Below are 22,419 nucleotides of genomic sequence, written 5' to 3'. Positions count from 1 at the left end.
TCATTCCTCAGGCGTCAAGCGCCTCACCGCTGGAGCGGAACACACGCAGTTTGCGTCCATCCTCCAGCACCTTGAAGCCAACGCGCTCGCCCTTGCCCGTTGCCGGGTTCAGAACATTGACGTTGGAGATATGGATCGACGCTTCACGCTCGACCACGCCGCCGGCAACACCTGCCTGCGGATTCGGCTTGGTGTGGCGCTTGACGATGTTCACGTTGGCGACGATCACACGATCGCCGTCGACGCGGACGACTTCGCCCTGCTTGCCCTTGTCCTTGCCGGTGTTGACGACGACCTGGTCGCCCTTCTTGATACGGTTAGCCATGATTATCTCCTGGCGCTCACAGAACTTCGGGAGCGAGCGAGACGATCTTCATGAACTTCTCAGAACGAAGTTCACGGGTCACCGGCCCGAAGATGCGGGTGCCGATCGGCTCTTGCTTGTTGTTCAGCAGGACCGCGGCATTGCCATCGAAGCGGATCAGCGAACCGTCAGCGCGACGCACACCCTTGCGGGTACGCACCACGACTGCGTCATACACTTCACCCTTCTTGACCTTACCGCGCGGAATCGCATCCTTCACGGTGACCTTGATGATGTCACCGATGTGTGCGTAACGGCGCTTCGAGCCGCCCAACACCTTGATGCACATCACTTCCTTGGCACCAGAGTTGTCAGCGACGTCGAGGTAGCTCTGCATCTGAATCATGATTCAGGCTCCTTATTTCGCTGCGCGGGTGATGATTTCCACCACACGCCAGTTCTTGGTCTTGGACAGCGGAGCAATCTCGGTCACACGCACGAAATCACCTTCATTGCAGGTGTTCTCGGCGTCGTGTGCATGCAGCTTGGTCGAGCGCTTGATGTACTTGCCGTACAGGGCGTGCTTGACCTGGCGCTCCACCAACACGGTGACCGTCTTGTCCATCTTGTTGCTGACGACACGGCCTTCGACCGTGCGCAGCGTCTTGCTTGCGTTATTTTCGCTCATAGCAGCCATCCTTACTTCGTGCTGCCGATCAGGTGCTTGACGCGAGCGATCTCGCGGCGCACCCGGCGGGTTTCGTGGGTCTTCGGCAGCTGGCCGGTGACCTGCTGCATACGGAGCGAGAACTGCTCCTTACGCAGGTCGGTCAGGTGGGCCTTGAGTTCGTCAGCCGACTTCTCGCGGAGTTGTTTGATGTCCATCAGCGCACCGTCCGGGTCACGAAAGTGGTGGTGACCGAGAGCTTGGCAGCGGCCAGGCGGAACGCCTCGCGTGCCACTTCCTCGGAAACGCCCTCGATTTCATAGATCATGCGGCCGGGCTGGATCTGCGCGACCCAGTATTCCACGCCACCCTTACCGGCACCCATTCGGACTTCGATGGGCTTCTTGGTGATGGGCTTGTCGGGAAACACGCGGATCCACATCTTGCCGCCGCGCTTGACGTAGCGGCTGATCGAGCGGCGGGCCGCTTCGATCTGACGCGCGGTCAGCTGACCGTGAGCGGTTGCCTTCAGGCCGTACTCGCCAAAGCTGACGGCATTTGCGCTCCAGCTCAGGCCGTCGTTACGGCCTTTGAACATCTTACGGTATTTGGTTCGCTTGGGTTGCAACATTGCCGTTACCTCGCTTCACGAGCCGGGCGCGACGGACGGTCACCACGGTCGCCGCGATCGTTACGATCGTTGCGCGGGCTGTCGTCCTGCTTTTCCTGGCCAACCTGGGAGAAATCAAAGACCTCGCCCTTGTAGATCCAGACCTTGATGCCGATGATGCCGTAGGTGGTGCTGGCTTCAGCGAAACCGTAGTCGATATCCGCACGCAGGGTGTGCAACGGCACGCGGCCTTCGCGGTACCACTCCGAACGGGCGATTTCAGCGCCGTTCAAGCGGCCGCCGACGTTGACCTTGATGCCCAGGGCACCCAGACGCATCGCGTTGCCGACCGAGCGCTTCATTGCGCGGCGGAACATGATGCGACGCTCCAGCTGCTGCGCGATCGACTCGGCAACCAGCTGTGCATCCAACTCCGGCTTGCGCACTTCGGTGACGTTGATGTGCGCCGGAACGCCCATCATCTCACTCACTTCCTTGCGCAGCTTCTCGATGTCCTCACCACGCTTGCCGATCACCACGCCCGGACGGGCGGTGTGGATCGTCACGCGAGCGGTCTTTGCCGGACGCTCGATCAGGATCTTGCTGATGCCGGCCTGAGCAAGCTTCTTGCGCAGCATCTCACGGACTTTCAGGTCGGCTGCCAGGTAACCAGCAAACTCGGCCTTGTTGGCGTACCACTTGGAGTTCCAATCCTTGGAAATACCGAGGCGGATACCAATCGGATGAACTTTATGACCCATGGTCTTTTCCTTTCCGCTTACTTGCCGGCGCCCACAACCACAGTGATGTGGCTGGTGCGCTTGAGGATGCGGGTACCGCGGCCTTTCGCCCGCGCCATGAAACGCTTCAGGGTCGGACCTTCATCAACCATGATGGTCTTGACCTTCAGCTCGTCGACGTCAGCGCCCTGGTTGTTCTCGGCATTGGCAATAGCCGACTCCACCACCTTCTTGATCAGGTGGGCAGCCTTCTTGTCCGAGAACTTCAGCAGGTTGACCGCACGCTCGGCCGGCAGACCGCGCACCTGGTCAGCGACCAGACGGGCTTTCTGCGCAGAGATGCGCGCGGAGCGCAGGATTGCTTTCGCTTCCATTGTCATCTCTCCTTACTTGCCCGACTTCTTGTCGCCACCGTGACCCTTGAAGGTCCGGGTGACGGCAAATTCGCCGAGCTTGTGGCCGACCATGTTCTCGTTGACCAGCACCGGAACGTGGTTCTTGCCGTTATGAACGGCGATGGTGACGCCTACCATTTCCGGCAGGATCATCGAACGGCGCGACCAGGTTTTGATCGGCTTCTTGCTGCCCGCAGCGGCCTCCACCTTCTTGATGAGGTGGTGATCGACGAACGGGCCCTTCTTGAGTGAACGTGCCATGGTCGATTAGCCCCTACGATCGCGGACGATGAACTGCTGAGTGCGCTTGTTATGGCGCGTCTTGTAACCCTTGGTCGGAACACCCCACGGGGTGACCGGATGCGGATTACCCTGACCGGCCTTGGCCTCACCACCACCATGCGGGTGATCCACCGGGTTCATGGCAGCACCACGAACGGTCGGCTTCACGCCACGCCAGCGCTTGGCACCAGCCTTGCCCAGCTTTTCCAGGTTGTGCTCGTCATTACCGACTTCACCGATGGTGGCGCGGCATTCGACCGGCACCTTACGCATTTCACCCGAGCGCAGACGCAGGGTGGCGTAGATACCTTCACGAGCGACCAGCTGCACGGCTGCACCGGCGGCACGGGCGATCTGGGCGCCCTTGCCCGGCTTCAGCTCGATCCCGTGAATGGTGGTACCCACCGGGATGTTGCGCAGCGGCAGGGTGTTGCCGGTCTTGATCGGCGCGTGTGCACCGGAGATGACCTGGTCACCCGCCTTCAGGCCCTTGGGGGCGATGATGTAGCGACGTTCGCCGTCGACATAGCACAGCAGGGCGATATGGGCGGTGCGGTTCGGATCGTATTCGATACGTTCCACGCGCGCCGGAATACCTTCCTTGTTGCGCTTGAAGTCGATCAGACGGTAGTGCTGCTTGTGACCACCACCCACGTGACGGGTGGTGATGCGACCGTGGTGGTTACGACCACCGGACTTGCTCTGCGGCTCCAGCAACGCTGCGTGCGGTGCGCCCTTGTGCAGATCGGGCGTGACCACGCGCACGGCCGAACGACGGCCTGCGGAGGTGGGCTTGAATTTCATCAATGGCATGGGATGTACCTCAGGCCTTGGCCGTTACATCGATGGACTGGCCATCGGCCAGACGCACGTACGCCTTGCGCCAATCGCCACGGCGGCCAGCGCGATTACGGAAGGACTTGCTCTTGCCCTTGACGTTCAGCACGTTGACGGCCTCGACCTTGACGTCGAACAGCTGCTCAACCGCGGCCTTTACATCGGCTTTGGTGGCTTCGCTCGAAATCTCGAAGACATACTGATTGGAAAGTTCCTGCAGGCGCGCGGTCTTCTCGGAGACTCGCGGAGCACGCAGCACGCTGAAGATTTTTTCGTTGCTGCTCATGCCAGCCACTCCTCGACCTTCTTGACCGCGTCAGCGGTGATGACGACCGTGTCGGCACCGACCAGAGCCACCGGATCCAGACCCTGCACGTCACGCACCTGCACGTACGGCAGATTGCGGGCCGACAGGTACAGCGACTCGGAAGCGTCTTCGGTCACGATCAGCGGGCGCTTGCCCACCGACAGACCCGCCAGCTTCTCGATGAGCGCCTTGGTCTTGACAGCATCGACGTCGAAGGATTCGACGACGGTGATGCGACCCTGACGGTTCAGCTCGGACAGGATCGCGCACATGGCGGCACGGTACTGCTTGCGATTGACCTTCTGGTCGAACGAACGCGGCTTTGCGGCAAACGTCACGCCACCGCCGACGAAGATCGGAGCCGTCAGCGCGCCATGACGCGCACCGCCGCCCTTCTGCTTCTTCGACTTCTTGGTCGTGCCGTTCACTTCCGAACGCGTTTTCTGAGCCTTGGTGCCGGCGCGAGCGGCGTTGCGATAAGCAACGACGACCTGGTGAACCAGATCTTCGCTGAAATCGCGACCGAACACGGCGTCGGAGACCGAGACCTTGTTGTTGCTACCCGTGATAACGAGTTCCATCGTCATCTCTCCTTATGCCTTGCTAGCCGGACGCACGATCACGTCACCACCGGCTGCGCCAGGCACGGCGCCGCGAATGGCGATCAGACCACGCTCGACGTCGACCTTGACCACTTCCAGGTTCTGCGTGCTCTGCTGCACAGCACCCATGTGGCCGGACATCTTCTTGCCCGGGAAAACGCGACCCGGGGTCTGGCGCTGACCCAGCGAACCCGGCGCGCGATGCGACAGCGAGTTACCGTGGGTTGCATCGCCCATACGGAAGTTGTGGCGCTTGATGGTGCCCTGGAAGCCCTTACCCTTGGTGACACCCTGGACGTCGACCTTCTGGCCAACTTCGAAGATGTCCGCCTTGACTTCGCCACCGACGGCGAAATCGCCGATCTGTGTGTCTTCAACGCGGAATTCCCACAGGCCACGGCCCGCTTCCACCTTCGCCTTGGCGAAGTGGCCGGCTTCCGGCTTGTTGACCAGCGCAGCGCGACGGGCGCCGACGGTCACCTGCACGGCGCTGTAGCCGTCGGTTTCGACGGTCTTGATCTGCGCGATGCGGTTCGGGGTTGCTTCAATCAGGGTCACCGGGATGGACTGGCCATCTTCAGTGAAAACGCGGCTCATGCCAGCCTTGCGGCCCACGAAGCCCAACGAATATTTCTTCGTCATGGTCGTAGTCCTCAGGTCAACTTGATCTGCACGTCGACGCCGGCAGCCAGTTCGAGCTTCATCAGCGCGTCCACGGTCTTGTCGTTGGGGTCGACGATGTCAAGCACGCGCTTGTGCGTGCGGGTCTCGTACTGGTCACGCGCGTCCTTGTCGACGTGCGGGGAAACGAGGATGGTGTAACGCTCGATCTTGGTCGGCAGGGGGATCGGGCCACGCACTTGCGCGCCGGTCCGCTTTGCCGTTTCAACGATCTCGCTGGCCGAACGGTCGATCAAACGATGATCGAACGCCTTCAACCGAATCCGGATCTTTTGGTCCGCCATGACGGTGTTCCTATAGGTCTAAAGAGCGACAGGTCCGGCCCCTGAGTGTGCCGAACCCCATGAATACGACAAAAAGCGCCGAAGCACCCTCCGTCGCGCGAATCCTTTCGATACAAGGAAGGCGGCCCGGTTTCCCGGCCCGCCCCAGACACAAACAAACGCGCAACACCCCTCCAACGATGCCGGAGCGATCCACGCGACCTGTCCTTAGTCTGGCGAACACGAGGCGCTTCCTGCACCTCTTTTCGCTGGTTGCGAAGCTGCACTGATGCGCACCTTCGCGAGTGGTCGTGCATTCTGTCAGTTATTGCCAGCCACCGCAAGTCACCCTGCAACCGCCGCACAGAGGCTTCAGCCAATAGACAGACAGACCGCCCGTTCAGGCAGGTGGCCCGCGGCCCCGGAGCTGGCCCAGGCCGCGCAACGGCGGCCCGGACCGGGATCGGATCTCAGTTCTGCGCCGCGTCCGATCCACCTGCGCGCAGCAGGCCATTGAACAGCAACTTGAACGAGCCATGGGTCTGCGCGCGGAACGTGATGTCGGTGCCCACAAAGGTCAGCCGTCCCGTACCGATATCCGCCTCGGCCGCCAGCACCCCGCCCTGCAGATGCTCTTGTCCCCAGGCCCACCCGGAACGCAGCGGGGCCGGACCGGCAAAGCTCAGCAGCGGCCGGATGTCCGCCCGCCCCGCCGGCAGCTCGAATACCGGCGCATTGTCCCAGCGACCATCGGAGAAATACACATCCAGCTCCGACGGCAAGCCCCAGCTCAACGGACTGGACTTGTCCACCGCGACCTGCAGCACACTGCCCGGGATGTAGTACTCACGCTGACCGAGCGCGCGCATCCCGCCCTCAGCCGCCGGCGTACGCAGATGGCTTTGCAGCGGCAACCCCAGCGCCAGCGCCAGCCCGCTGGAAGACCCGGTCGCCACCACATGTCCGCCCGACTCGAGAAACCCGCGCAGCACCGGCACCACCTTTTCCGCCGTCAGCTCGCCGAGCAGCGGATGGTACTGGTCAGGAATCGTCGCCGGATCCGGGGACGCCGGCACCCTGCCAGCCTTGCCCTCGATTGCCAGCGCCTCCGGCAATGGCAGTGCCCCACTGGGCAGGATCATCACGTCGAACCGCTCACGCAGCCCGCCCTTGAGGATCTGCTGCGGATACACCACCTGGTAGTCGAAGCCGAAATTCTCCAGCACCAGGCGCGTCCATCCGGACACCATCGAACCGCCGTAGTGATCCCACAGCGCAATGCGCGGCGCGTGCACCACTTCGCCCGCCTCCACCCGGCCCTTGGGCACCACCGCGCGAACACCCGTGCCGCGCAGCGCCCGCTCGAGCTGCGGCACAGGCACCGCGGGCAGGAAGAAGGCACCGTCCCGCCCGGGCAACCGCCGGATCTCAACCCCATCCCTGAGCAGGCGATTGACCACCAGCACGCTGTCATTGACCCGCGCATCCAGCAAATAACCGCGCGAGGAATGCGCCACAGGCAAGTCAACAGGCGTTTGCAGCTGCCCGATCGACAGCGCCTCGAACGGGCCGGTAAAGCCGTCCATGACCCGATCAAACCTCACCCCCATCTGGTAGGCCAGCGTCCACCCCGCCGAGTCATACGGCGCGATCGGCGGACCACCGTCATATTCGAAATCGTGGGGATGATCCTGCGGTTCGAACATGTCCCGCACGTGCGGGCGGAAGGCCTGATCGCCACGCACCACGAAGGAACCGGCCGGGTATTTTTTGCCTGCGACCGTGAACTCACGCGAGGCGCGCATCACCTCCACACCGCCCAGCTGCAAGGCATCGACGAACTTCACCGCGGTCGGGAAATCCGCCTGGTCGGCCGGGATGATATAGCCACGCGCATCACGCTGATCGGGCTGGCGCAGCAGTTGCTGCACCTGCGCCGCGGCCAACGCGCCCTTGTCCCTGCCCGCTTTTTCCACCGCCAGCTTCGCCTGCGCCAGAGCTGTCGGACTTGGCGTCCAGCTGTCGCGGCTGCCCCGCTCGATCGAGTTGCGCCCCATGCGGTAGATGTTCAACAACAGCTGTTCACGGTTGCGCGAGGCGTAATCCAGCAGCGCCCAGTTGGCCGTCAGGCTGTAATCGATGGACTGGCGGAAATGCCAGGTCTGGGCCGCCACCGGCGCAGGCAGATTGCTGTCTGGCAACTGGCGCTCTGGAATGAACGGGATGTGCATCGGCGTCGGGTTGCCGGTGATCTCGGTCAGCACGCCCATCATGTTGTGGAAGTACGGCATTGTGCGCAGGCCGCCGCTCCACCACGTCGAGTACACGCTGCCACGCTTTGAAACCGCACCCGGCTTGCCCTCCTGCAGGTAGCGCAGGTTCATCGCCGACCCCAGCGCCTCCAGCCCGACCGGAATCATCGCGTCGATGTTGTAGTTGTACGGATCGCGATAGGGCGGGATCACGATCACCGTGCCCTTGGGCGAGGCCTGGTGGTGGTTGTAGACAATCTGCGGATACCAGCGGGTGTACATCGCCCGATTCAGGTTGCGCGTTTCCTGCAACGCCGCCATGTAGAAGTCACGGTTGTTGTCGTGCCCGGCGTACTTCTGATACAGCCGCGGCGGCTTGTCGAGCACCCGCTTCTCGGGCACCGGCTCCCGCATGTACCAGTCCGCATACAGCTCCTGCCCGTCCGGGTTGGCATGCACCAGCAGGATGATGGTGTCCTCCAGAATGCGCCGGGTTTCGGCATCGTCGCGGCTGGCCAGCTGCCAGACCGTCTCGATCAGCTGGTGGGCGCCGACCGTCTCGTTGGCATGCAGGCCGCCATCGATCCACACCACCGCCTTGCCCTGCGCCGCCAGCGCCCGCGCGGTGGCCTCGTCATCCCGTGCCCGCGCCATGCGTCCGGACAGCGCCCGATATTCCTCCAGGCGGGCGAGATTGGCCGGCGACGATGCCACCAGCATCAACTGGGATCGCCCTTCCGAAGTCGTGCCCAGCTCCTGCAGCAAGAACCGGTCGGAAGCGGCCGCCACTTTGCGGAAATACGCCTCCGTCTGCGTGTAGTTGGCGAGCATGTAGTCATCGCCGATATCGAATCCAAAATGCTCGCGCGGCGAAGGCGCAGCGGCCTGCCCCATACCTGCGGCCAGCAACATCACCAACGCAAGGGCGATACGCCCGCGCCATTGTCCAAATCCGTACTTCACTTCCTCTCCCCAGGAGCAGCCCTGCACCAGATACCGGCACGGCCACCCCGCAACAGCCATATTCGGCACCGGAGTCCGCGCATGCACACAGCCCCGACACCCCTGGCCCAGTCACCGTGAATACTCCGACGACAGGCAACAAAAAGACGCACGGACGCGGCTTTTCCGCCATCCCGCCGGCGACCGAAACCACCCGAACACCTTATTTCAGGCAAGCAAACGAAGAAGGGCAGCCCAGAGGCTGCCCTTCCCGATGACATCCCGCCTGAAGCACCTTCTTTGAAGAGGGTGCTCGAACCGGGCTATTACTTGGTGATCTTGGAGACCACGCCGGCGCCGACGGTACGGCCGCCTTCGCGAATCGCGAAGCGCAGACCTTCGTCCATGGCCACCGGGTTGATCAGGGTGACGGACATCTTCACGTTGTCACCCGGCATCACCATCTCGACACCTTCCGGCAGCTCGCAAGCGCCGGTGATGTCGGTGGTACGGAAGTAGAACTGCGGACGGTAGCCCTTGAAGAACGGGGTATGACGGCCACCCTCGTCCTTCGACAGCACGTACACTTCGGCTTCGAACTGGGTGTGCGGGGTGATCGAACCCGGCTTGGCCAGCACCTGGCCACGCTCGACGTCATCACGCTTGGTGCCACGCAGCAGCAGACCGGCGTTGTCACCTGCCTGACCCTGGTCCAGCAGCTTGCGGAACATTTCCACGCCGGTGACGGTGGTCTTGACGGTCGGACGGATGCCGACGATCTCGATTTCCTCACCCACCTTGATCACGCCACGCTCGATACGACCGGTCACCACGGTGCCGCGGCCCGAGATCGAAAACACGTCTTCCACCGGCATCAGGAACGGCTTGTCGACGTCACGCTCCGGGGTCGGGATCCAGCTGTCCAGTGCATCGACCAGCTTCAGGATGGCCGGCACACCGATCTCGGACTGGTCGCCTTCCAGCGCCAGACGAGCCGAACCGGACACGATCGGGGTGTCATCGCCCGGGAAGTCGTACTTGGACAGCAGCTCGCGCACTTCCATTTCGACCAGTTCCAGCAGCTCGGCATCGTCCACCATGTCGGCCTTGTTCAGGAACACGACGATGTACGGCACGCCGACCTGACGCGACAGCAGGATGTGCTCACGGGTCTGCGGCATCGGGCCGTCAGCGGCCGAGCAAACCAGGATCGCGCCGTCCATCTGGGCGGCACCGGTGATCATGTTCTTGACGTAGTCGGCGTGACCCGGGCAATCCACGTGGGCGTAGTGACGGGTGGCGGATTCGTATTCGACGTGCGAGGTCGAAATCGTGATACCGCGAGCCTTCTCTTCCGGCGCCTTGTCGATCGCGTCGTACGCGTGGAATTCGCCACCGAAGCGCTCAGCGCCAATCTTGGTCAGCGCAGCGGTCAGCGTGGTCTTGCCATGGTCGACGTGACCGATGGTGCCGACGTTGACGTGCGGCTTGGTACGTTCGAACTTACCCTTTGCCATTTTTGTTCTACCTTAAATAGTTCGTAAGTGGGGTCAGAAGAGGCTGAGCGAGGCTCAGCCCTTCTTGATGACGGTTTCGGCGATGTTGTTCGGCGCCGGCTCGTAATGGTCGAATTCCATCGTGAAGGTTGCGCGACCCTGGGTCTGCGAACGCAGCGCGGTGGCGTAACCGAACATTTCGCCCAGCGGGATCATCGCATTGATGATGCTGGCCGAACCGTCACCGGTGGTGCCCGAGCCCTGCAGCACGCCACGACGGCGGCTCACGTCGCCCATCACGTCACCCTGGTAATCCTCCGGGGTCACGATCTCGACCTTCATGATCGGCTCCAGCAGCACCGGCTTGGCCTTGGCGAAGCCCTGCTTGAAGGCCATCGACGAAGCGAGCTTGAACGCCATTTCCGAGGAGTCGACGTCGTGGTACGAGCCGAACACCAGCTTGACCTTGACATCCACCACCGGGAAGCCAGCCAGCGGACCGCTGGTGATAGTTTCGCGCAGACCCTTTTCCACGGAAGGAATGAATTCCTTCGGGATCACGCCGCCGGTGATGTCATTGATGAACAGGAAATCGTCCTTGATCAGCGGAGCGATCTTCGGATCGGCGCGGTCTTCAGCGGTGATCGGCGACAGCTCGATCACAACGTGACCGTACTGGCCCTTACCACCGGACTGCTTGGCGTGCTTGTAATCGGACTTGACGTCAGAGGCCTGGATGGTTTCACGGTAGGCCACCTGCGGCTTGCCGACGTTGGCTTCAACGTTGAACTCGCGCTTGAGGCGGTCAACGATGATGTCCAGGTGCAGCTCGCCCATGCCCGAGATGATGGTCTGGCCGGATTCTTCGTCGGTCTTGACGCGGAACGACGGATCTTCCTGCGCCAGACGGCCCAGGGCCAGACCCATCTTTTCCTGGTCGGTCTTGGTCTTCGGCTCGACAGCCATCGAGATGACCGGCTCCGGGAAGGTCATGCGCTCAAGCACGATCGGTGCATCGATCGAGCACAGGGTGTCACCGGTCGTGGTGTCCTTCAGACCCACGGCAGCGGCGATGTCACCGGCCAACACTTCCTTGATTTCCTCGCGGTTGTTGGAGTGCATCTGCAGGATGCGGCCGATACGCTCCTTCTTGTTCTTCACCGAGTTCAGCACGGTGTCGCCACCGTTCAGGGTGCCGGAGTAGACACGGAAGAAGGTCAGCGCGCCGACGAACGGGTCGGTGATGATCTTGAACGCCAGCGACGAGAACGGAGCCTTGTCGTCGGACTTACGGGTCATTTCCTTGGTTTCGTCGTCGACGTCCACACCCTTGACGTCCGGCACGTCCACCGGCGACGGCAGCAGCTGGATGACGCCGTCGAGCATGGCCTGCACGCCCTTGTTCTTGAACGCCGAGCCGCAGTACATCGGCACGATCTCGGTGGCCAGCGTACGGGTACGCAGCGCGCCAATGATCTCGGCCTCGGACAGCTCTTCGCCGCCCAGGTACTTCTCCATCAGCTCTTCGCTGGCTTCAGCGGCGGTTTCCACCATGAAGTTGCGGGCTTCTTCGGCCGGCGCCTGCAGCTCGGCCGGAATTTCGGCGTACTCGAACTTCATGCCCTGGGACGCTTCATCCCAGTGGATCGCCTTCATCTTGAGCAGGTCGACCACGCCCTTGAAGCCTTCCTCAGCGCCGATCGGCAGCTGCATCGGCACGGCAACGGCGCCGAGCTTGGCCTTCAGCTGGTCGCGGACCTTGAAGAAGTTGGCACCGGTGCGGTCCATCTTGTTGACGAACGCAATGCGCGGAACCTGATACTTGTTGGCCTGGCGCCACACGGTTTCCGACTGCGGCTGCACGCCACCGACGGCACACAGCACGAACACGGCACCATCGAGCACGCGCAGCGAACGCTCCACTTCGATGGTGAAGTCGACGTGCCCGGGGGTGTCGATGATGTTGAAGCGGTGCTCAGGCAGGGACTTGTCCATGCCCTTCCAGAACGCGGTGGTCGCAGCGGACTGGATCGTGATGCCACGCTCCTGTTCCTGCTCCATCCAGTCCATGGTGGCGGAGCCATCGTGCGTCTCGCCCAGCTTGTGGTTCTTGCCGGTGTAGAACAGGATGCGCTCGGACGTGGTGGTCTTGCCGGCATCGATGTGGGCCATGATGCCGAAGTTACGGTAACGCTCGATGGGAGTAGTGCGGGCCACAGGGAGCCTCTCAGATTCTTCGTATTTCGGAATGGCCGAACGCCGCCTTTCGGCGGCCTTCGGGTTGAAGCGGCGCTCAAAGCGCCACAGTGGCACCAGTTGGTGCCCGGGACCCAGTACTCAAGGTCCCTTTGGAACTCACCAGCGGTAGTGCGCGAACGCCTTGTTCGCTTCCGCCATACGGTGGGTTTCTTCGCGCTTCTTGATAGCGCCGCCGCGGTTTTCCGAGGCGTCCAGCAGTTCAGCAGCCAGCTTGCGCGGCATGGTGTTTTCACCACGCTTGCGGGCCGAATCGATCAGCCAGCGCATGGCCAGCGCCATCTTGCGCGAGGAACGCACTTCGACAGGCACCTGGTAGGTGGCACCACCAACGCGGCGCGACTTCACTTCGACCGACGGAGCAACGTTGTCCAGGGCCTTCTGCACCAGCTCAACGGCGTTCGGGTTCTTTTCACCGATCACGTCCATGGCGCCATACACGATCTTCTCGGCGACGGACTTCTTGCCGCTCAGCATGACCATGTTGATGAAACGGGCGATGGTTTCGCTTCCGTGCTTCGGATCCGGCAGGACAGCGCGCTGCGGAGTATTACCTTTACGGGACATAGTCTACTCCTTAAGCCTTCGGACGCTTGGCGCCGTACTTGGAACGGGCCTGGCGACGCTTGGCAACGCCGGCAGCATCGAGCGAACCGCGCACGGTGTGGTAACGCACACCCGGCAGATCCTTGACGCGACCACCGCGGATCAGGACAACGGAGTGCTCCTGCAGGTTATGACCTTCACCACCGATGTAGCTGATGACCTCTTCCTGGTTCGTCAGGCGCACTTTGGCAACCTTACGCAGAGCCGAGTTCGGCTTCTTCGGGGTGGTGGTGTAAACACGGGTGCAAACGCCACGACGCTGCGGGCATTTGTCGAGTGCCGGCGAGGCACTCTTGTACGTGGTCGCTTGCCGCGGCTTGCGGACCAGCTGGTTGATCGTCGCCATCAGTAGGTTCTTCTGATTGGGGCCGTAAAAACGGCCAGAGATGCGGAAATTGTAAAGCAGGCCAAATTTTTGGCCTGCTGAGACAGACGATTGTAGCAACCCGTCAAAAGCACAGTCAAACGCGCCTCAGTCAGGCCGGCCCTGATCCAGAGCCGTTACAGGGGGGCCTCCATGTACCCCGTTCAGGTCGAACCGCCGGCCCGCTACCGGGCCGGCCAGTCGTCACTATTACTCTTCGCCACCGACAGTCTGTTCGACTTCGGGGGCTGCAACCTCCACTTCGGGAGCCGCTGCGGTGCCGGACAGGGTCTGGATTTCAGACTCGGTCAGGCCGGACGCACTGCGACGGCGCTTAGTGTGGTACGCAAGACCGGTACCCGCCGGAATCAGGCGGCCGACGATCACGTTCTCCTTCAGACCGCGCAGATTGTCCGAGGTGCCGCGGACGGCCGCTTCGGTCAGCACGCGCGTGGTTTCCTGGAACGATGCGGCCGAGATGAACGATTCGGTCGCCAGCGACGCCTTGGTGATACCCAGCAGCACCGGATCGAAACGGGCCGGCAGCTCATTGCGGGCGATCAGCTTCGCATTTTCCTCGATCACGCGCTGGCGCTCGGCCTGCTCGCCATTCAGGAACTTGCTGTTGCCCTGATCGGTGATTTCCACCTTGCGCAGCATCTGACGCGAGATCACTTCAATGTGCTTGTCGTTGATCTTCACGCCCTGCAGGCGATACACGTCCTGGATTTCCTTGACCAGGTAGCGGGCCAGCTCTTCCACACCCTTCAGGCGCAGAATGTCCTGCGGGCTCGGCTCGCCGTCCACGATGGTTTCGCCGCGGCTCACGTGCTCACCTTCGAACACGATGATCTGGCGGTACTTCGGAATCAGCTCTTCGTGCTCCGAACCATCGGTGTCCTTGATGATCAGGCGCTGCTTGCCCTTGGTGTCCTTGCCGAAGCTGATGATACCCGAACGCTCGGCCAGGATCGCCGGATCCTTCGGCTTGCGCGCTTCGAACAGGTCGGCAACGCGCGGCAGACCACCGGTGATGTCACGGGTCTTGGAGGCTTCCTGCGGGATCTTGGCGACCACGTCACCCACGCCGACCGGCACGCCGTCCTGCAGGTTGACGATCGAGCGCGGCGGCAGCAGGTACTGCGCCGGCAGATCGGTACCCGGGATGGTCAGGTCATTGCCCTTGGCATCGACGATGCGCACGATCGGACGCAGATCCTTGGCCTGCGAACCGCGACGCTTCGGATCGGTGATTTCACGCGAGGCCAGACCGGTCAGCTCGTCGGTCTTCTCGATGACGGTGACACCGTCGATGAAGTCGATGAAGCGGATGAAACCGGCCACTTCCGACACGATCGGGTGATTATGCGGATCCCAGGTCGCCACGGTCTGGCCAGCCTTGATTTCCGAACCGTCCTTGACCGTGATGTTGGCACCGTACGGCAGCTTGTAGCGCTCACGCTCGCGACCGTGCGGATCCAGGACCGAGATTTCGCCCGAACGCGACACCGCCACCAGCGAACCGTTGGCGTGCTCGACGTGCTTGAGGTTGGAGAACTTCACCGAACCGGTGGTCTTGACGGTGATGTTATCCACCGCCGCCGCACGCGATGCCGCACCACCGATGTGGAACGTACGCATGGTCAGCTGGGTACCCGGCTCACCGATCGACTGTGCGGCGATCACACCGACCGCTTCACCGATGTTGACGATGTGGCCACGGGCCAGATCGCGGCCGTAGCAGAGACCGCAGACACCGAATGCCGATTCACAGGTGATGGTCGAGCGGACCTTGATGGACTCCACGCTGGCTTCTTCCAGCTTGGCCACCCACTGCTCGTCGAGCAGCGTGTTGCGGGTCACGATCGGATCCTCGTCGTTGCCCGGCAGGAACACGTCCTCGGCAACCACGCGACCCAGCACGCGGTCCTTCAACGGCTCCACCACGTCGCCGCCTTCCACGATCGGCGTCATGGTCAGGCCTTCGACGGTGCCGCAGTCGACTTCGGTGATCACCACGTCCTGGGCCACGTCGACCAGACGACGGGTCAGGTAACCGGAGTTCGCCGTCTTCAGCGCGGTATCGGCCAGACCCTTACGGGCACCGTGGGTGGAGTTGAAGTACTCCTGCACGTTCAGGCCTTCGCGGAAGTTCGCCTTGATGGGCGTCTCGATGATCGAGCCGTCCGGACGCGCCATCAGGCCACGCATACCGGCCAGCTGACGGATCTGCGCCTGGCTACCACGCGCACCGGAGTCGGCCATGATGTACAGCGAGTTCATCGACTTCTGGTCGACGACCTTGCCTTCGGCGTCTTCCACCTTCTCGGTACCGATGGTTTCCATCATCGCCTTGGCGATGCGCTCGTTGGTGCGCGACCAGATGTCGACCACCTTGTTGTAACGCTCGCCCGCGGTGACCAGACCGGACTGGTACTGCTCCTGGATTTCCAGCACTTCAGCTTCGGCTTCGCCCAGGATGCCCTTCTTCGCATCCGGGATCAGCATGTCGTCGATACCGATCGACACGCCGGCGCGGGTGGCGTAGGCATAGCCGGTGTACATCAGCTTGTCGGCGAACACCACGGTGTCCTTCAGACCCAGCAGACGGTAGCTCTGGTTGATCAAGCGCGAGATGTTCTTCTTGGTCATCTCGGTGTTGCACAGCTCGAACGGCAGGCCCTCGGGCATGATCTCGCTCAGAAGCGCACGACCCACGGTCGTGTCCTCGATCGAGGTGCGCTTGACCTTGTTGCCATCGGCATCACGCTCGACGTGGGTGATACGCACCTTGACCTGGGCATGCAGCTCGACCAGACGATTGTCGTAGGCGCGCTTCACTTCGTCGGTGTTGGCGAAGACCATGCCCTCGCCCTTCTTGTTCACCAGCGAGCGGCTCATGTAGTACAGGCCCAACACCACGTCCTGCGACGGCACGATGATCGGCTCGCCGTTGGCCGGCGACAGGATGTTGTTGGTGGACATCATCAGCGCACGCGCTTCCAGCTGGGCTTCCAGCGAGAGCGGCACGTGGACGGCCATCTGGTCACCGTCGAAGTCGGCGTTGAATGCGGTACACACCAGCGGATGCAGCTGGATGGCCTTGCCTTCGATCAACAGCGGTTCGAACGCCTGGATGCCCAGACGGTGCAGGGTCGGCGCACGGTTCAGCAGCACCGGATGTTCGCGGATGACTTCTTCCAGGATGTCCCAGACTTCGCCTTCTTCGCGCTCGACCAACTTCTTGGCGGCCTTGATGGTGGTGGCCAGGCCGCGACGCTGCAGCTTGGCGAACACGAACGGCTTGAACAGCTCCAGCGCCATCTTCTTCGGCAGGCCGCACTGGTGCAGCTTCAGGTACGGACCGACGGTGATCACCGAACGGCCCGAGTAGTCCACGCGCTTGCCGAGCAGGTTCTGGCGGAAGCGACCCTGCTTGCCCTTGATCATGTCGGCCAGCGACTTGAGCGGGCGCTTGTTGGTGCCGGTGATGGCGCGGCCGCGGCGGCCGTTGTCCAGCAGGGCGTCAACCGATTCCTGCAGCATGCGCTTTTCGTTGCGCACGATGATGTCCGGCGCATTGAGCTCCAGCAGGCGACGCAGACGGTTGTTGCGGTTGATGACGCGGCGGTACAGATCGTTCAGATCCGAGGTCGCGAAGCGGCCACCGTCCAGCGGCACCAGCGGACGCAGGTCCGGCGGCAGCACCGGCAGCACGGTCATCACCATCCACTCCGGACGGTTGCCCGACTCCAAGAAGGCTTCGACCAGCTTGATGCGCTTGGTCAGACGCTTGAGCTTGGTTTCCGAACCGGTGCTGGCGATTTCCTCGCGCAGGCGGACCATTTCGGCCTGCAGGTCGATGGTGCGCAGCAGTTCGAACACGGCCTCGGCGCCCATGGCGGCGTCGAAATCGTCACCGTGCTCCTGGCGGGCCTGCAGGTACTGCTCTTCGGTCAGCAGCTGACGGCGCTCCAGCGTGGTCAGACCCGGCTCGGTCACCACGTAGGCTTCGAAGTACAGCACGCGCTCGATGTCGCGCAGGGTCATGTCCAGCATCAGGCCGATGCGGCTGGGCAGCGACTTCAGGAACCAGATGTGGGCGACCGGCGAGGCCAGGTCGATGTGGCCCATGCGCTCGCGGCGCACCTTGGCCAGGGTCACCTCGGTGCCGCACTTCTCGCAGACCACGCCGCGGTGCTTCATGCGCTTGTACTTTCCGCACAGGCACTCGTAGTCCTTGACCGGGCCAAAGATGGCGGCACAGAACAGGCCGTCGCGTTCCGGCTTGAAGGTACGGTAGTTGATGGTTTCCGGCTTCTTCACTTCGCCGAAGGACCACGAACGGATCAGGTCCGGCGAGGCCAGCGCGATCTTGATCGCGTCGAAGTCCAGCGTCTGGCGCTGCTGGTTGAAGAGGTTGAGCAGGTCTTTCATGGTGTTCTCCGAAAGGAGGAAATCTTTGTCGATGGGCTGTCAGTTCACTGCGGGCGGCGCTGCTGCATCAAATGTAGCAGCGCCTGCGCGATCAGTTGCCTTCCAGTTCCATGTTGATGGCCAGCGAACGGATTTCCTTCACCAAAACGTTGAAGGATTCCGGCATGCCCGCGACCATCTCGTGCTCACCGTCGACGATGTTCTTGTACATCTGGTTGCGGCCCTGCACGTCATCGGACTTCACCGTCAGCATCTCCTGCAGGGTGTAGGCCGCGCCGTAGGCTTCCAGCGCCCAGACTTCCATTTCACCGAAGCGCTGGCCACCGAACTGCGCCTTGCCGCCCAGCGGCTGCTGGGTGACGAGCGAGTACGGGCCGGTCGAACGGGCGTGCATCTTGTCGTCGACCAGGTGGTTCAGCTTCAGGTAGTGCATGTAGCCCACCGTGGTCAGACGGTCGAACGCCTCACCGGTACGGCCGTCATGCAGCTGCATCTGCGTCTTGGTGGCGTTGAAGCCCAGACGTTCGGTTTCCGGAGCGCCATCCGGGTATGCCAGGTTCAGCATCTCGCGGATTTCGTCTTCGTGGGCGCCGTCGAACACCGGGGTAGCCATCGGCACACCGTCGGTCAGGTTCTTGGCCAGGCCGAGCAGCTCCTCGTCGCTGAACTGGCTCAGATCCACGCGCTCGCCGGCGGTGCCGTTGTCGTGGTTGTAGATCTTGCCCAGGAACTCGCGCAGCTCGCTGACCGCACGCTGTTCTTCGAGCATCTTCTGGATGCGCTTGCCCAGACCCTTTGCGGCCCAGCCCAGGTGCACTTCCAGAATCTGGCCGATGTTCATACGCGACGGCACGCCCAGCGGGTTCAAGCAGATATCCACCGAGGTACCGTCAGCCATGTACGGCATGTCCTCGACCGGCACCACGTTGGAAACCACACCCTTGTTGCCGTGACGGCCTGCCATCTTGTCACCCGGCTGGATGCGACGCTTCACGGCCAGGAACACCTTGACCATCTTCAGCACGCCCGGTGCCAGATCGTCACCCTGGGTGATCTTGCCGCGCTTGTCGGCGAAGCGACGCTCGAATTCCTTCTCGTGCGCCTGGATCTGCATCTGCGCGCGCTCGATGGCTTCGGCTGCGTCGTCATCCTTCATGCGCAGGGTGAACCAGTCGGACTTCTTCAGCCCGTCCAGCAGCGCGTCGGAGACGATGTCGCCCTTCTTCAGGCTGGCACCGCCGTTGGCGACCTTGCCCACGATCTGCGAGCGCAGACGGGCATAGATGGCCGCTTCCAGGATGCGGAACTGGTCGTCGAAGTCCTTCTTGACGCGCTTGATCTCGCTTTCCTCGATCTGGCGTGCACGCTTGTCCTTCTCGATGCCGTCGCGGGTGAAGACCTGCACGTCGATGACGGTGCCGTCCATGCCCGGCGGCACGCGCAGCGAGCTGTCCTTAACGTCGGACGCCTTCTCACCGAAGATCGCGCGCAGCAGTTTCTCTTCCGGAGTCAGCTGGCTCTCGCCCTTCGGCGTGACCTTGCCCACCAGGATGTCGCCGGAGCGCACTTCGGCACCGATGTACACCACGCCGGACTCGTCCAAGCGGTTCAGCGCCTGCTCGGACACGTTCGGGATGTCGGCCGAGATTTCCTCCGGCCCCAGCTTGGTGTCACGCGCGACGCAGGTCAGCTCTTCGATGTGGATCGTGGTGTAACGATCCTCTTCCACCACACGCTCGGACAGCAGGATGGAGTCTTCGAAGTTGTAGCCGTTCCACGGCATGAACGCGATCAGCATGTTCTGACCCAGCGCCAGCTCACCGATATCGGTGGACGGACCATCGGCCAGCACGTCGCCACGCGCGATCACATCACCCACGTTCACCAGCGGACGCTGGTTGATGCAGGTGTTCTGGTTAGAGCGGGTGTACTTAATCAGGTTGTAGATGTCCACGCCGGCATCAGCGGCGTCGGTGATCTCGTTCTCGTTGACCTTGACCACGATGCGGCCGGCGTCGATCTGCACGATCTCGCCACCACGACGGGCGTTCACGGTCACGCCGGAGTCACGCGCCACGGCACGCTCGATACCGGTACCGACCAGCGGCTTCTGCGCACGCAACGTCGGCACGGCCTGACGCTGCATGTTGGCGCCCATCAGTGCACGGTTGGCGTCATCGTGCTCCAGGAACGGCACCAGCGCCGCGGCGACCGACACGGTCTGCATCGGCGAGACGTCCATGAAGTGCACTTCGGCCGGCGGCTTGAGCAGCGATTCGCCCTGGTAACGGCACGGCACGAAGGTCTCGGTGAGCATGTTGTCGCCGTCGGTCAGGGCATTGGCCTGGGCGATGACGTACTCGTTTTCTTCGATCGCCGACAGATACTCGATATCGTCGCTGACCTTGCCGTCGTGCACCTTGCGGTACGGGGTTTCCAGGAAACCGTACTCGTTGGTGCGCGCGTACACGGCCAGCGAGTTGATCAGGCCGATGTTCGGGCCTTCCGGGGTTTCGATGGTGCAGACGCGGCCGTAATGGGTCGGGTGCACGTCGCGCACTTCGAAGCCGGCACGTTCGCGGGTCAGACCGCCCGGGCCCAGCGCCGAGACACGACGCTTGTGCGTCACTTCCGACAGCGGGTTGTTCTGGTCCATGAACTGCGACAGCTGCGAGGAGCCGAAGAACTCCTTGATCGCGGCAGCCACCGGCTTGGCGTTGATCAGCTCCTGCGGGGTCAGGCCTTCGGACTCGGCCATCGACAGGCGCTCCTTGACCGCGCGCTCGACGCGGACCAGGCCCACGCGGAACACGTTCTCGGCCATTTCGCCGACCGAACGCACGCGACGGTTGCCCAGGTGATCGATGTCATCGACCACGCCGCGACCGTTGCGGATCTCGGTCAGCACCTTGATCACGTCCAGGATGTCCGAACCTTCGCCATGGGCGGCAACCAGACGCTTGGATTCCTCGTCGTTGCGCTCGCCGAAGTACTTGCGGTCGTACAGCACGGCTTCGCCGGTGACTTCCTTGCGGCCGACACGGCGGTTGAACTTCATGCGGCCGACCGTGGACAGGTCGTAACGCTCGAAAGTGAAGAACAGGTTATGGAACAGGTTCTGCGCGGCATCCTTGGTCGGCGGCTCGCCCGGACGCATCATGCGGTAGATCTCGACCAGCGCTTCCAGCTGCGTCTTGGTCGGATCGATGCGCAGGGTGTTGGACAGGTACGGACCACGATCCAGATCGTTCACCCACAGGGTGCCGACCGCATCCACCCCCGCCTTGCGGAAGTTCTGCAGCTGCTCGTCGGTGATCTCGTCGTTGGCCTGGGCCAGCAGCTCACCGGTGTTCGCATCGACCACGTCGTGCGACAGGATGTGGCCGACCAGGTAGTCGTCCGGCACCGCCAGCGCGGCGATGCCCGAGGCCTGCAGCTGCTTGATGTGGCGGGCGGTGATGCGCTTGCCGGCTTCCACGATGACCTTGTCACCGTCAGCCAGGTCGAAGTTCAGCGTTTCACCACGCAGACGCTCCGGCACCAGCTCCAGCTGCACGCCTTCGTCCGGGTTGATGTGGAACGTGTTGATCTCGAAGAACTCGGCCAGCATCTCTTCGTTGCTGTAGCCGAGCGCGCGCAGCAGGATCGATACCGGCAGCTTGCGGCGACGGTCGATACGGGTGAACAGCGCATCCTTCGGGTCGAACTCGAAGTCCAGCCAGGAACCGCGGTACGGAATGATGCGGGCGCTGTACAGCAGCTTGCCCGAGCTGTGGGTCTTGCCACGGTCGTGGTCGAAGAACACGCCCGGCGAACGGTGCAGCTGCGACACGATGACGCGCTCGGTACCGTTGACGATGAAGGTGCCGTTGTCGGTCATCAGCGGGATTTCGCCCAGATAGACCTCCTGCTCCTTCACGTACTTGATCGCCTTGGTGGACGATTCGCGGTCATAGATGACCAGGCGCACGGTCACGCGCAGCGGCGCGCCGTAGCTCATGCCACGCTGGCGGCACTCGCGCTCGTCAAACACCGGGTCGCCCAGCTTGTAACCTACATATTCCAGCGCAGCGTTGCCGCTGTAGCTGGAGATCGGGAACACCGACTTCAGTGCGGCATGCAGGCCGTGCTCCGAGCGCTTGGCCGGATCAACGTTCTCCTGCAGGAATTCGCGGTACGAATCGACCTGGATGGCGAGCAGGAACGGCACTTCGAGGATCGAGCGCTGCTTGCCGAAGTCTTTGCGGATTCGCTTTTTTTCGGTGTACGAATAGGACGTCATGAGGTCTTCCACCTTGTTGTGCGAGCCGTGCGTCCACGACCCGTAAGGAAACTTGAATTGCCAGTTGGAAGTCGCTGGTATTGCCGGCACCAGCAC

At 62.5% G+C, this 22,419-nt stretch carries 20 protein-coding genes; all 20 read right to left on the bottom strand.

Annotation, left to right across the window (positions count from 1 at the left end):
- Nucleotides 1-7 precede the first annotated feature (7 nt).
- On the bottom strand, nt 8-325 hold the full coding sequence (gene rplX / locus ACVOMC_RS03415) for a 50S ribosomal protein L24 (protein WP_054657208.1): 318 nt from the start codon (nt 323-325) through the stop codon (nt 8-10).
- A 16-nt stretch (nt 326-341) separates the two neighbouring features.
- The gene (gene rplN, locus ACVOMC_RS03410) at nt 342-710 is read right to left on the bottom strand and encodes a 50S ribosomal protein L14 (RefSeq protein ID WP_003479595.1); all 369 of its coding nucleotides are present in this window, start codon (nt 708-710) and stop codon (nt 342-344) included.
- A gap of 12 nt (nt 711-722) precedes the next feature.
- A complete protein-coding gene (gene rpsQ, locus ACVOMC_RS03405; protein ID WP_054657206.1) occupies nt 723-992 on the bottom strand; it encodes a 30S ribosomal protein S17 in 270 nt (89 codons plus the stop codon).
- Between the two features lie 11 nt (nt 993-1,003).
- Nucleotides 1,004-1,189, bottom strand: coding sequence for a 50S ribosomal protein L29 (rpmC, locus tag ACVOMC_RS03400; RefSeq protein ID WP_054657204.1), 186 nt, complete (start codon nt 1,187-1,189; stop codon nt 1,004-1,006).
- Nucleotides 1,189-1,602 (bottom strand): 50S ribosomal protein L16, encoded by a 414-nt coding sequence (rplP, locus tag ACVOMC_RS03395; RefSeq protein ID WP_054657202.1) that lies wholly within the window; start codon nt 1,600-1,602, stop codon nt 1,189-1,191. Before rplP ends, rpmC begins: the two co-directional genes overlap by 1 nt.
- A gap of 5 nt (nt 1,603-1,607) precedes the next feature.
- Nucleotides 1,608-2,342, bottom strand: coding sequence for a 30S ribosomal protein S3 (gene rpsC, locus ACVOMC_RS03390; protein ID WP_054657200.1), 735 nt, complete (start codon nt 2,340-2,342; stop codon nt 1,608-1,610).
- Between the two features lie 17 nt (nt 2,343-2,359).
- Entirely contained in the window at nt 2,360-2,695 is a 336-nt protein-coding gene (gene rplV, locus ACVOMC_RS03385) for a 50S ribosomal protein L22 (protein ID WP_054657198.1), read from the bottom strand.
- A 12-nt stretch (nt 2,696-2,707) separates the two neighbouring features.
- Nucleotides 2,708-2,977, bottom strand: a complete 270-nt coding sequence (gene rpsS / locus ACVOMC_RS03380; RefSeq protein WP_054657196.1) for a 30S ribosomal protein S19 — start codon at nt 2,975-2,977, stop codon at nt 2,708-2,710.
- A gap of 6 nt (nt 2,978-2,983) precedes the next feature.
- Complete coding sequence (gene rplB, locus ACVOMC_RS03375; protein WP_054657195.1) at nt 2,984-3,811, bottom strand: 50S ribosomal protein L2; 828 nt, start codon at nt 3,809-3,811, stop codon at nt 2,984-2,986.
- 10 nt (nt 3,812-3,821) lie between these two features.
- On the bottom strand, nt 3,822-4,121 hold the full coding sequence (gene rplW / locus ACVOMC_RS03370; protein ID WP_054657193.1) for a 50S ribosomal protein L23: 300 nt from the start codon (nt 4,119-4,121) through the stop codon (nt 3,822-3,824).
- Nucleotides 4,118-4,723 (bottom strand): 50S ribosomal protein L4, encoded by a 606-nt coding sequence (gene rplD, locus ACVOMC_RS03365; RefSeq protein ID WP_054657239.1) that lies wholly within the window; start codon nt 4,721-4,723, stop codon nt 4,118-4,120. Before rplD ends, rplW begins: the two co-directional genes overlap by 4 nt.
- 12 nt (nt 4,724-4,735) lie before the next feature.
- Entirely contained in the window at nt 4,736-5,386 is a 651-nt protein-coding gene (rplC, locus tag ACVOMC_RS03360; protein ID WP_481522831.1) for a 50S ribosomal protein L3, read from the bottom strand.
- Between the two features lie 11 nt (nt 5,387-5,397).
- Complete coding sequence (rpsJ, locus tag ACVOMC_RS03355) at nt 5,398-5,709, bottom strand: 30S ribosomal protein S10 (protein WP_010341589.1); 312 nt, start codon at nt 5,707-5,709, stop codon at nt 5,398-5,400.
- A gap of 449 nt (nt 5,710-6,158) precedes the next feature.
- Nucleotides 6,159-8,963 (bottom strand): M14 family metallopeptidase, encoded by a 2,805-nt coding sequence (locus ACVOMC_RS03350; protein ID WP_481522830.1) that lies wholly within the window; start codon nt 8,961-8,963, stop codon nt 6,159-6,161.
- Nucleotides 8,964-9,208: 245 nt separating this feature from the next.
- Nucleotides 9,209-10,399 carry an elongation factor Tu gene (tuf, locus tag ACVOMC_RS03345; RefSeq protein WP_481522827.1) on the bottom strand — a complete coding sequence of 397 codons (1,191 nt, stop codon included), beginning with the start codon at nt 10,397-10,399 and terminating at the stop codon, nt 9,209-9,211.
- Between the two features lie 54 nt (nt 10,400-10,453).
- The gene (gene fusA, locus ACVOMC_RS03340) at nt 10,454-12,595 is read right to left on the bottom strand and encodes an elongation factor G (protein WP_057506326.1); all 2,142 of its coding nucleotides are present in this window, start codon (nt 12,593-12,595) and stop codon (nt 10,454-10,456) included.
- 138 nt (nt 12,596-12,733) lie between these two features.
- On the bottom strand, nt 12,734-13,201 hold the full coding sequence (rpsG, locus tag ACVOMC_RS03335; RefSeq protein WP_054657535.1) for a 30S ribosomal protein S7: 468 nt from the start codon (nt 13,199-13,201) through the stop codon (nt 12,734-12,736).
- Between the two features lie 10 nt (nt 13,202-13,211).
- The gene (rpsL, locus tag ACVOMC_RS03330; protein WP_004145320.1) at nt 13,212-13,586 is read right to left on the bottom strand and encodes a 30S ribosomal protein S12; all 375 of its coding nucleotides are present in this window, start codon (nt 13,584-13,586) and stop codon (nt 13,212-13,214) included.
- Between the two features lie 228 nt (nt 13,587-13,814).
- Complete coding sequence (gene rpoC / locus ACVOMC_RS03325) at nt 13,815-18,041, bottom strand: DNA-directed RNA polymerase subunit beta' (RefSeq protein ID WP_057506324.1); 4,227 nt, start codon at nt 18,039-18,041, stop codon at nt 13,815-13,817.
- A gap of 91 nt (nt 18,042-18,132) precedes the next feature.
- Complete coding sequence (rpoB, locus tag ACVOMC_RS03320; RefSeq protein WP_481522829.1) at nt 18,133-22,323, bottom strand: DNA-directed RNA polymerase subunit beta; 4,191 nt, start codon at nt 22,321-22,323, stop codon at nt 18,133-18,135.
- Nucleotides 22,324-22,419: the final 96 nt, after the last annotated feature.

Source organism: Stenotrophomonas sp. STEN014, assembly GCF_056760315.1.
The sequence above is the reverse complement of the archived record's forward strand: the minus strand, read 5'-3'. Positions and strand labels throughout refer to the sequence as shown.

Coding starts and splice junctions, on each gene's coding strand:
- rplX (WP_054657208.1), bottom strand. CDS start 325: ATGGCTAACCGTATCAAGAAGGGCGACCAGGTCGTCGTCAACACCGGC.
- rplN (WP_003479595.1), bottom strand. CDS start 710: ATGATTCAGATGCAGAGCTACCTCGACGTCGCTGACAACTCTGGTGCC.
- rpsQ (WP_054657206.1), bottom strand. CDS start 992: ATGAGCGAAAATAACGCAAGCAAGACGCTGCGCACGGTCGAAGGCCGT.
- rpmC (WP_054657204.1), bottom strand. CDS start 1,189: ATGGACATCAAACAACTCCGCGAGAAGTCGGCTGACGAACTCAAGGCC.
- rplP (WP_054657202.1), bottom strand. CDS start 1,602: ATGTTGCAACCCAAGCGAACCAAATACCGTAAGATGTTCAAAGGCCGT.
- rpsC (WP_054657200.1), bottom strand. CDS start 2,342: ATGGGTCATAAAGTTCATCCGATTGGTATCCGCCTCGGTATTTCCAAG.
- rplV (WP_054657198.1), bottom strand. CDS start 2,695: ATGGAAGCGAAAGCAATCCTGCGCTCCGCGCGCATCTCTGCGCAGAAA.
- rpsS (WP_054657196.1), bottom strand. CDS start 2,977: ATGGCACGTTCACTCAAGAAGGGCCCGTTCGTCGATCACCACCTCATC.
- rplB (WP_054657195.1), bottom strand. CDS start 3,811: ATGCCATTGATGAAATTCAAGCCCACCTCCGCAGGCCGTCGTTCGGCC.
- rplW (WP_054657193.1), bottom strand. CDS start 4,121: ATGAGCAGCAACGAAAAAATCTTCAGCGTGCTGCGTGCTCCGCGAGTC.
- rplD (WP_054657239.1), bottom strand. CDS start 4,723: ATGGAACTCGTTATCACGGGTAGCAACAACAAGGTCTCGGTCTCCGAC.
- rplC (WP_481522831.1), bottom strand. CDS start 5,386: ATGACGAAGAAATATTCGTTGGGCTTCGTGGGCCGCAAGGCTGGCATG.
- rpsJ (WP_010341589.1), bottom strand. CDS start 5,709: ATGGCGGACCAAAAGATCCGGATTCGGTTGAAGGCGTTCGATCATCGT.
- ACVOMC_RS03350 (WP_481522830.1), bottom strand. CDS start 8,963: ATGGCTGTTGCGGGGTGGCCGTGCCGGTATCTGGTGCAGGGCTGCTCC.
- tuf (WP_481522827.1), bottom strand. CDS start 10,399: ATGGCAAAGGGTAAGTTCGAACGTACCAAGCCGCACGTCAACGTCGGC.
- rpsG (WP_054657535.1), bottom strand. CDS start 13,201: ATGTCCCGTAAAGGTAATACTCCGCAGCGCGCTGTCCTGCCGGATCCG.
- rpsL (WP_004145320.1), bottom strand. CDS start 13,586: ATGGCGACGATCAACCAGCTGGTCCGCAAGCCGCGGCAAGCGACCACG.
- rpoC (WP_057506324.1), bottom strand. CDS start 18,041: ATGAAAGACCTGCTCAACCTCTTCAACCAGCAGCGCCAGACGCTGGAC.
- rpoB (WP_481522829.1), bottom strand. CDS start 22,323: ATGACGTCCTATTCGTACACCGAAAAAAAGCGAATCCGCAAAGACTTC.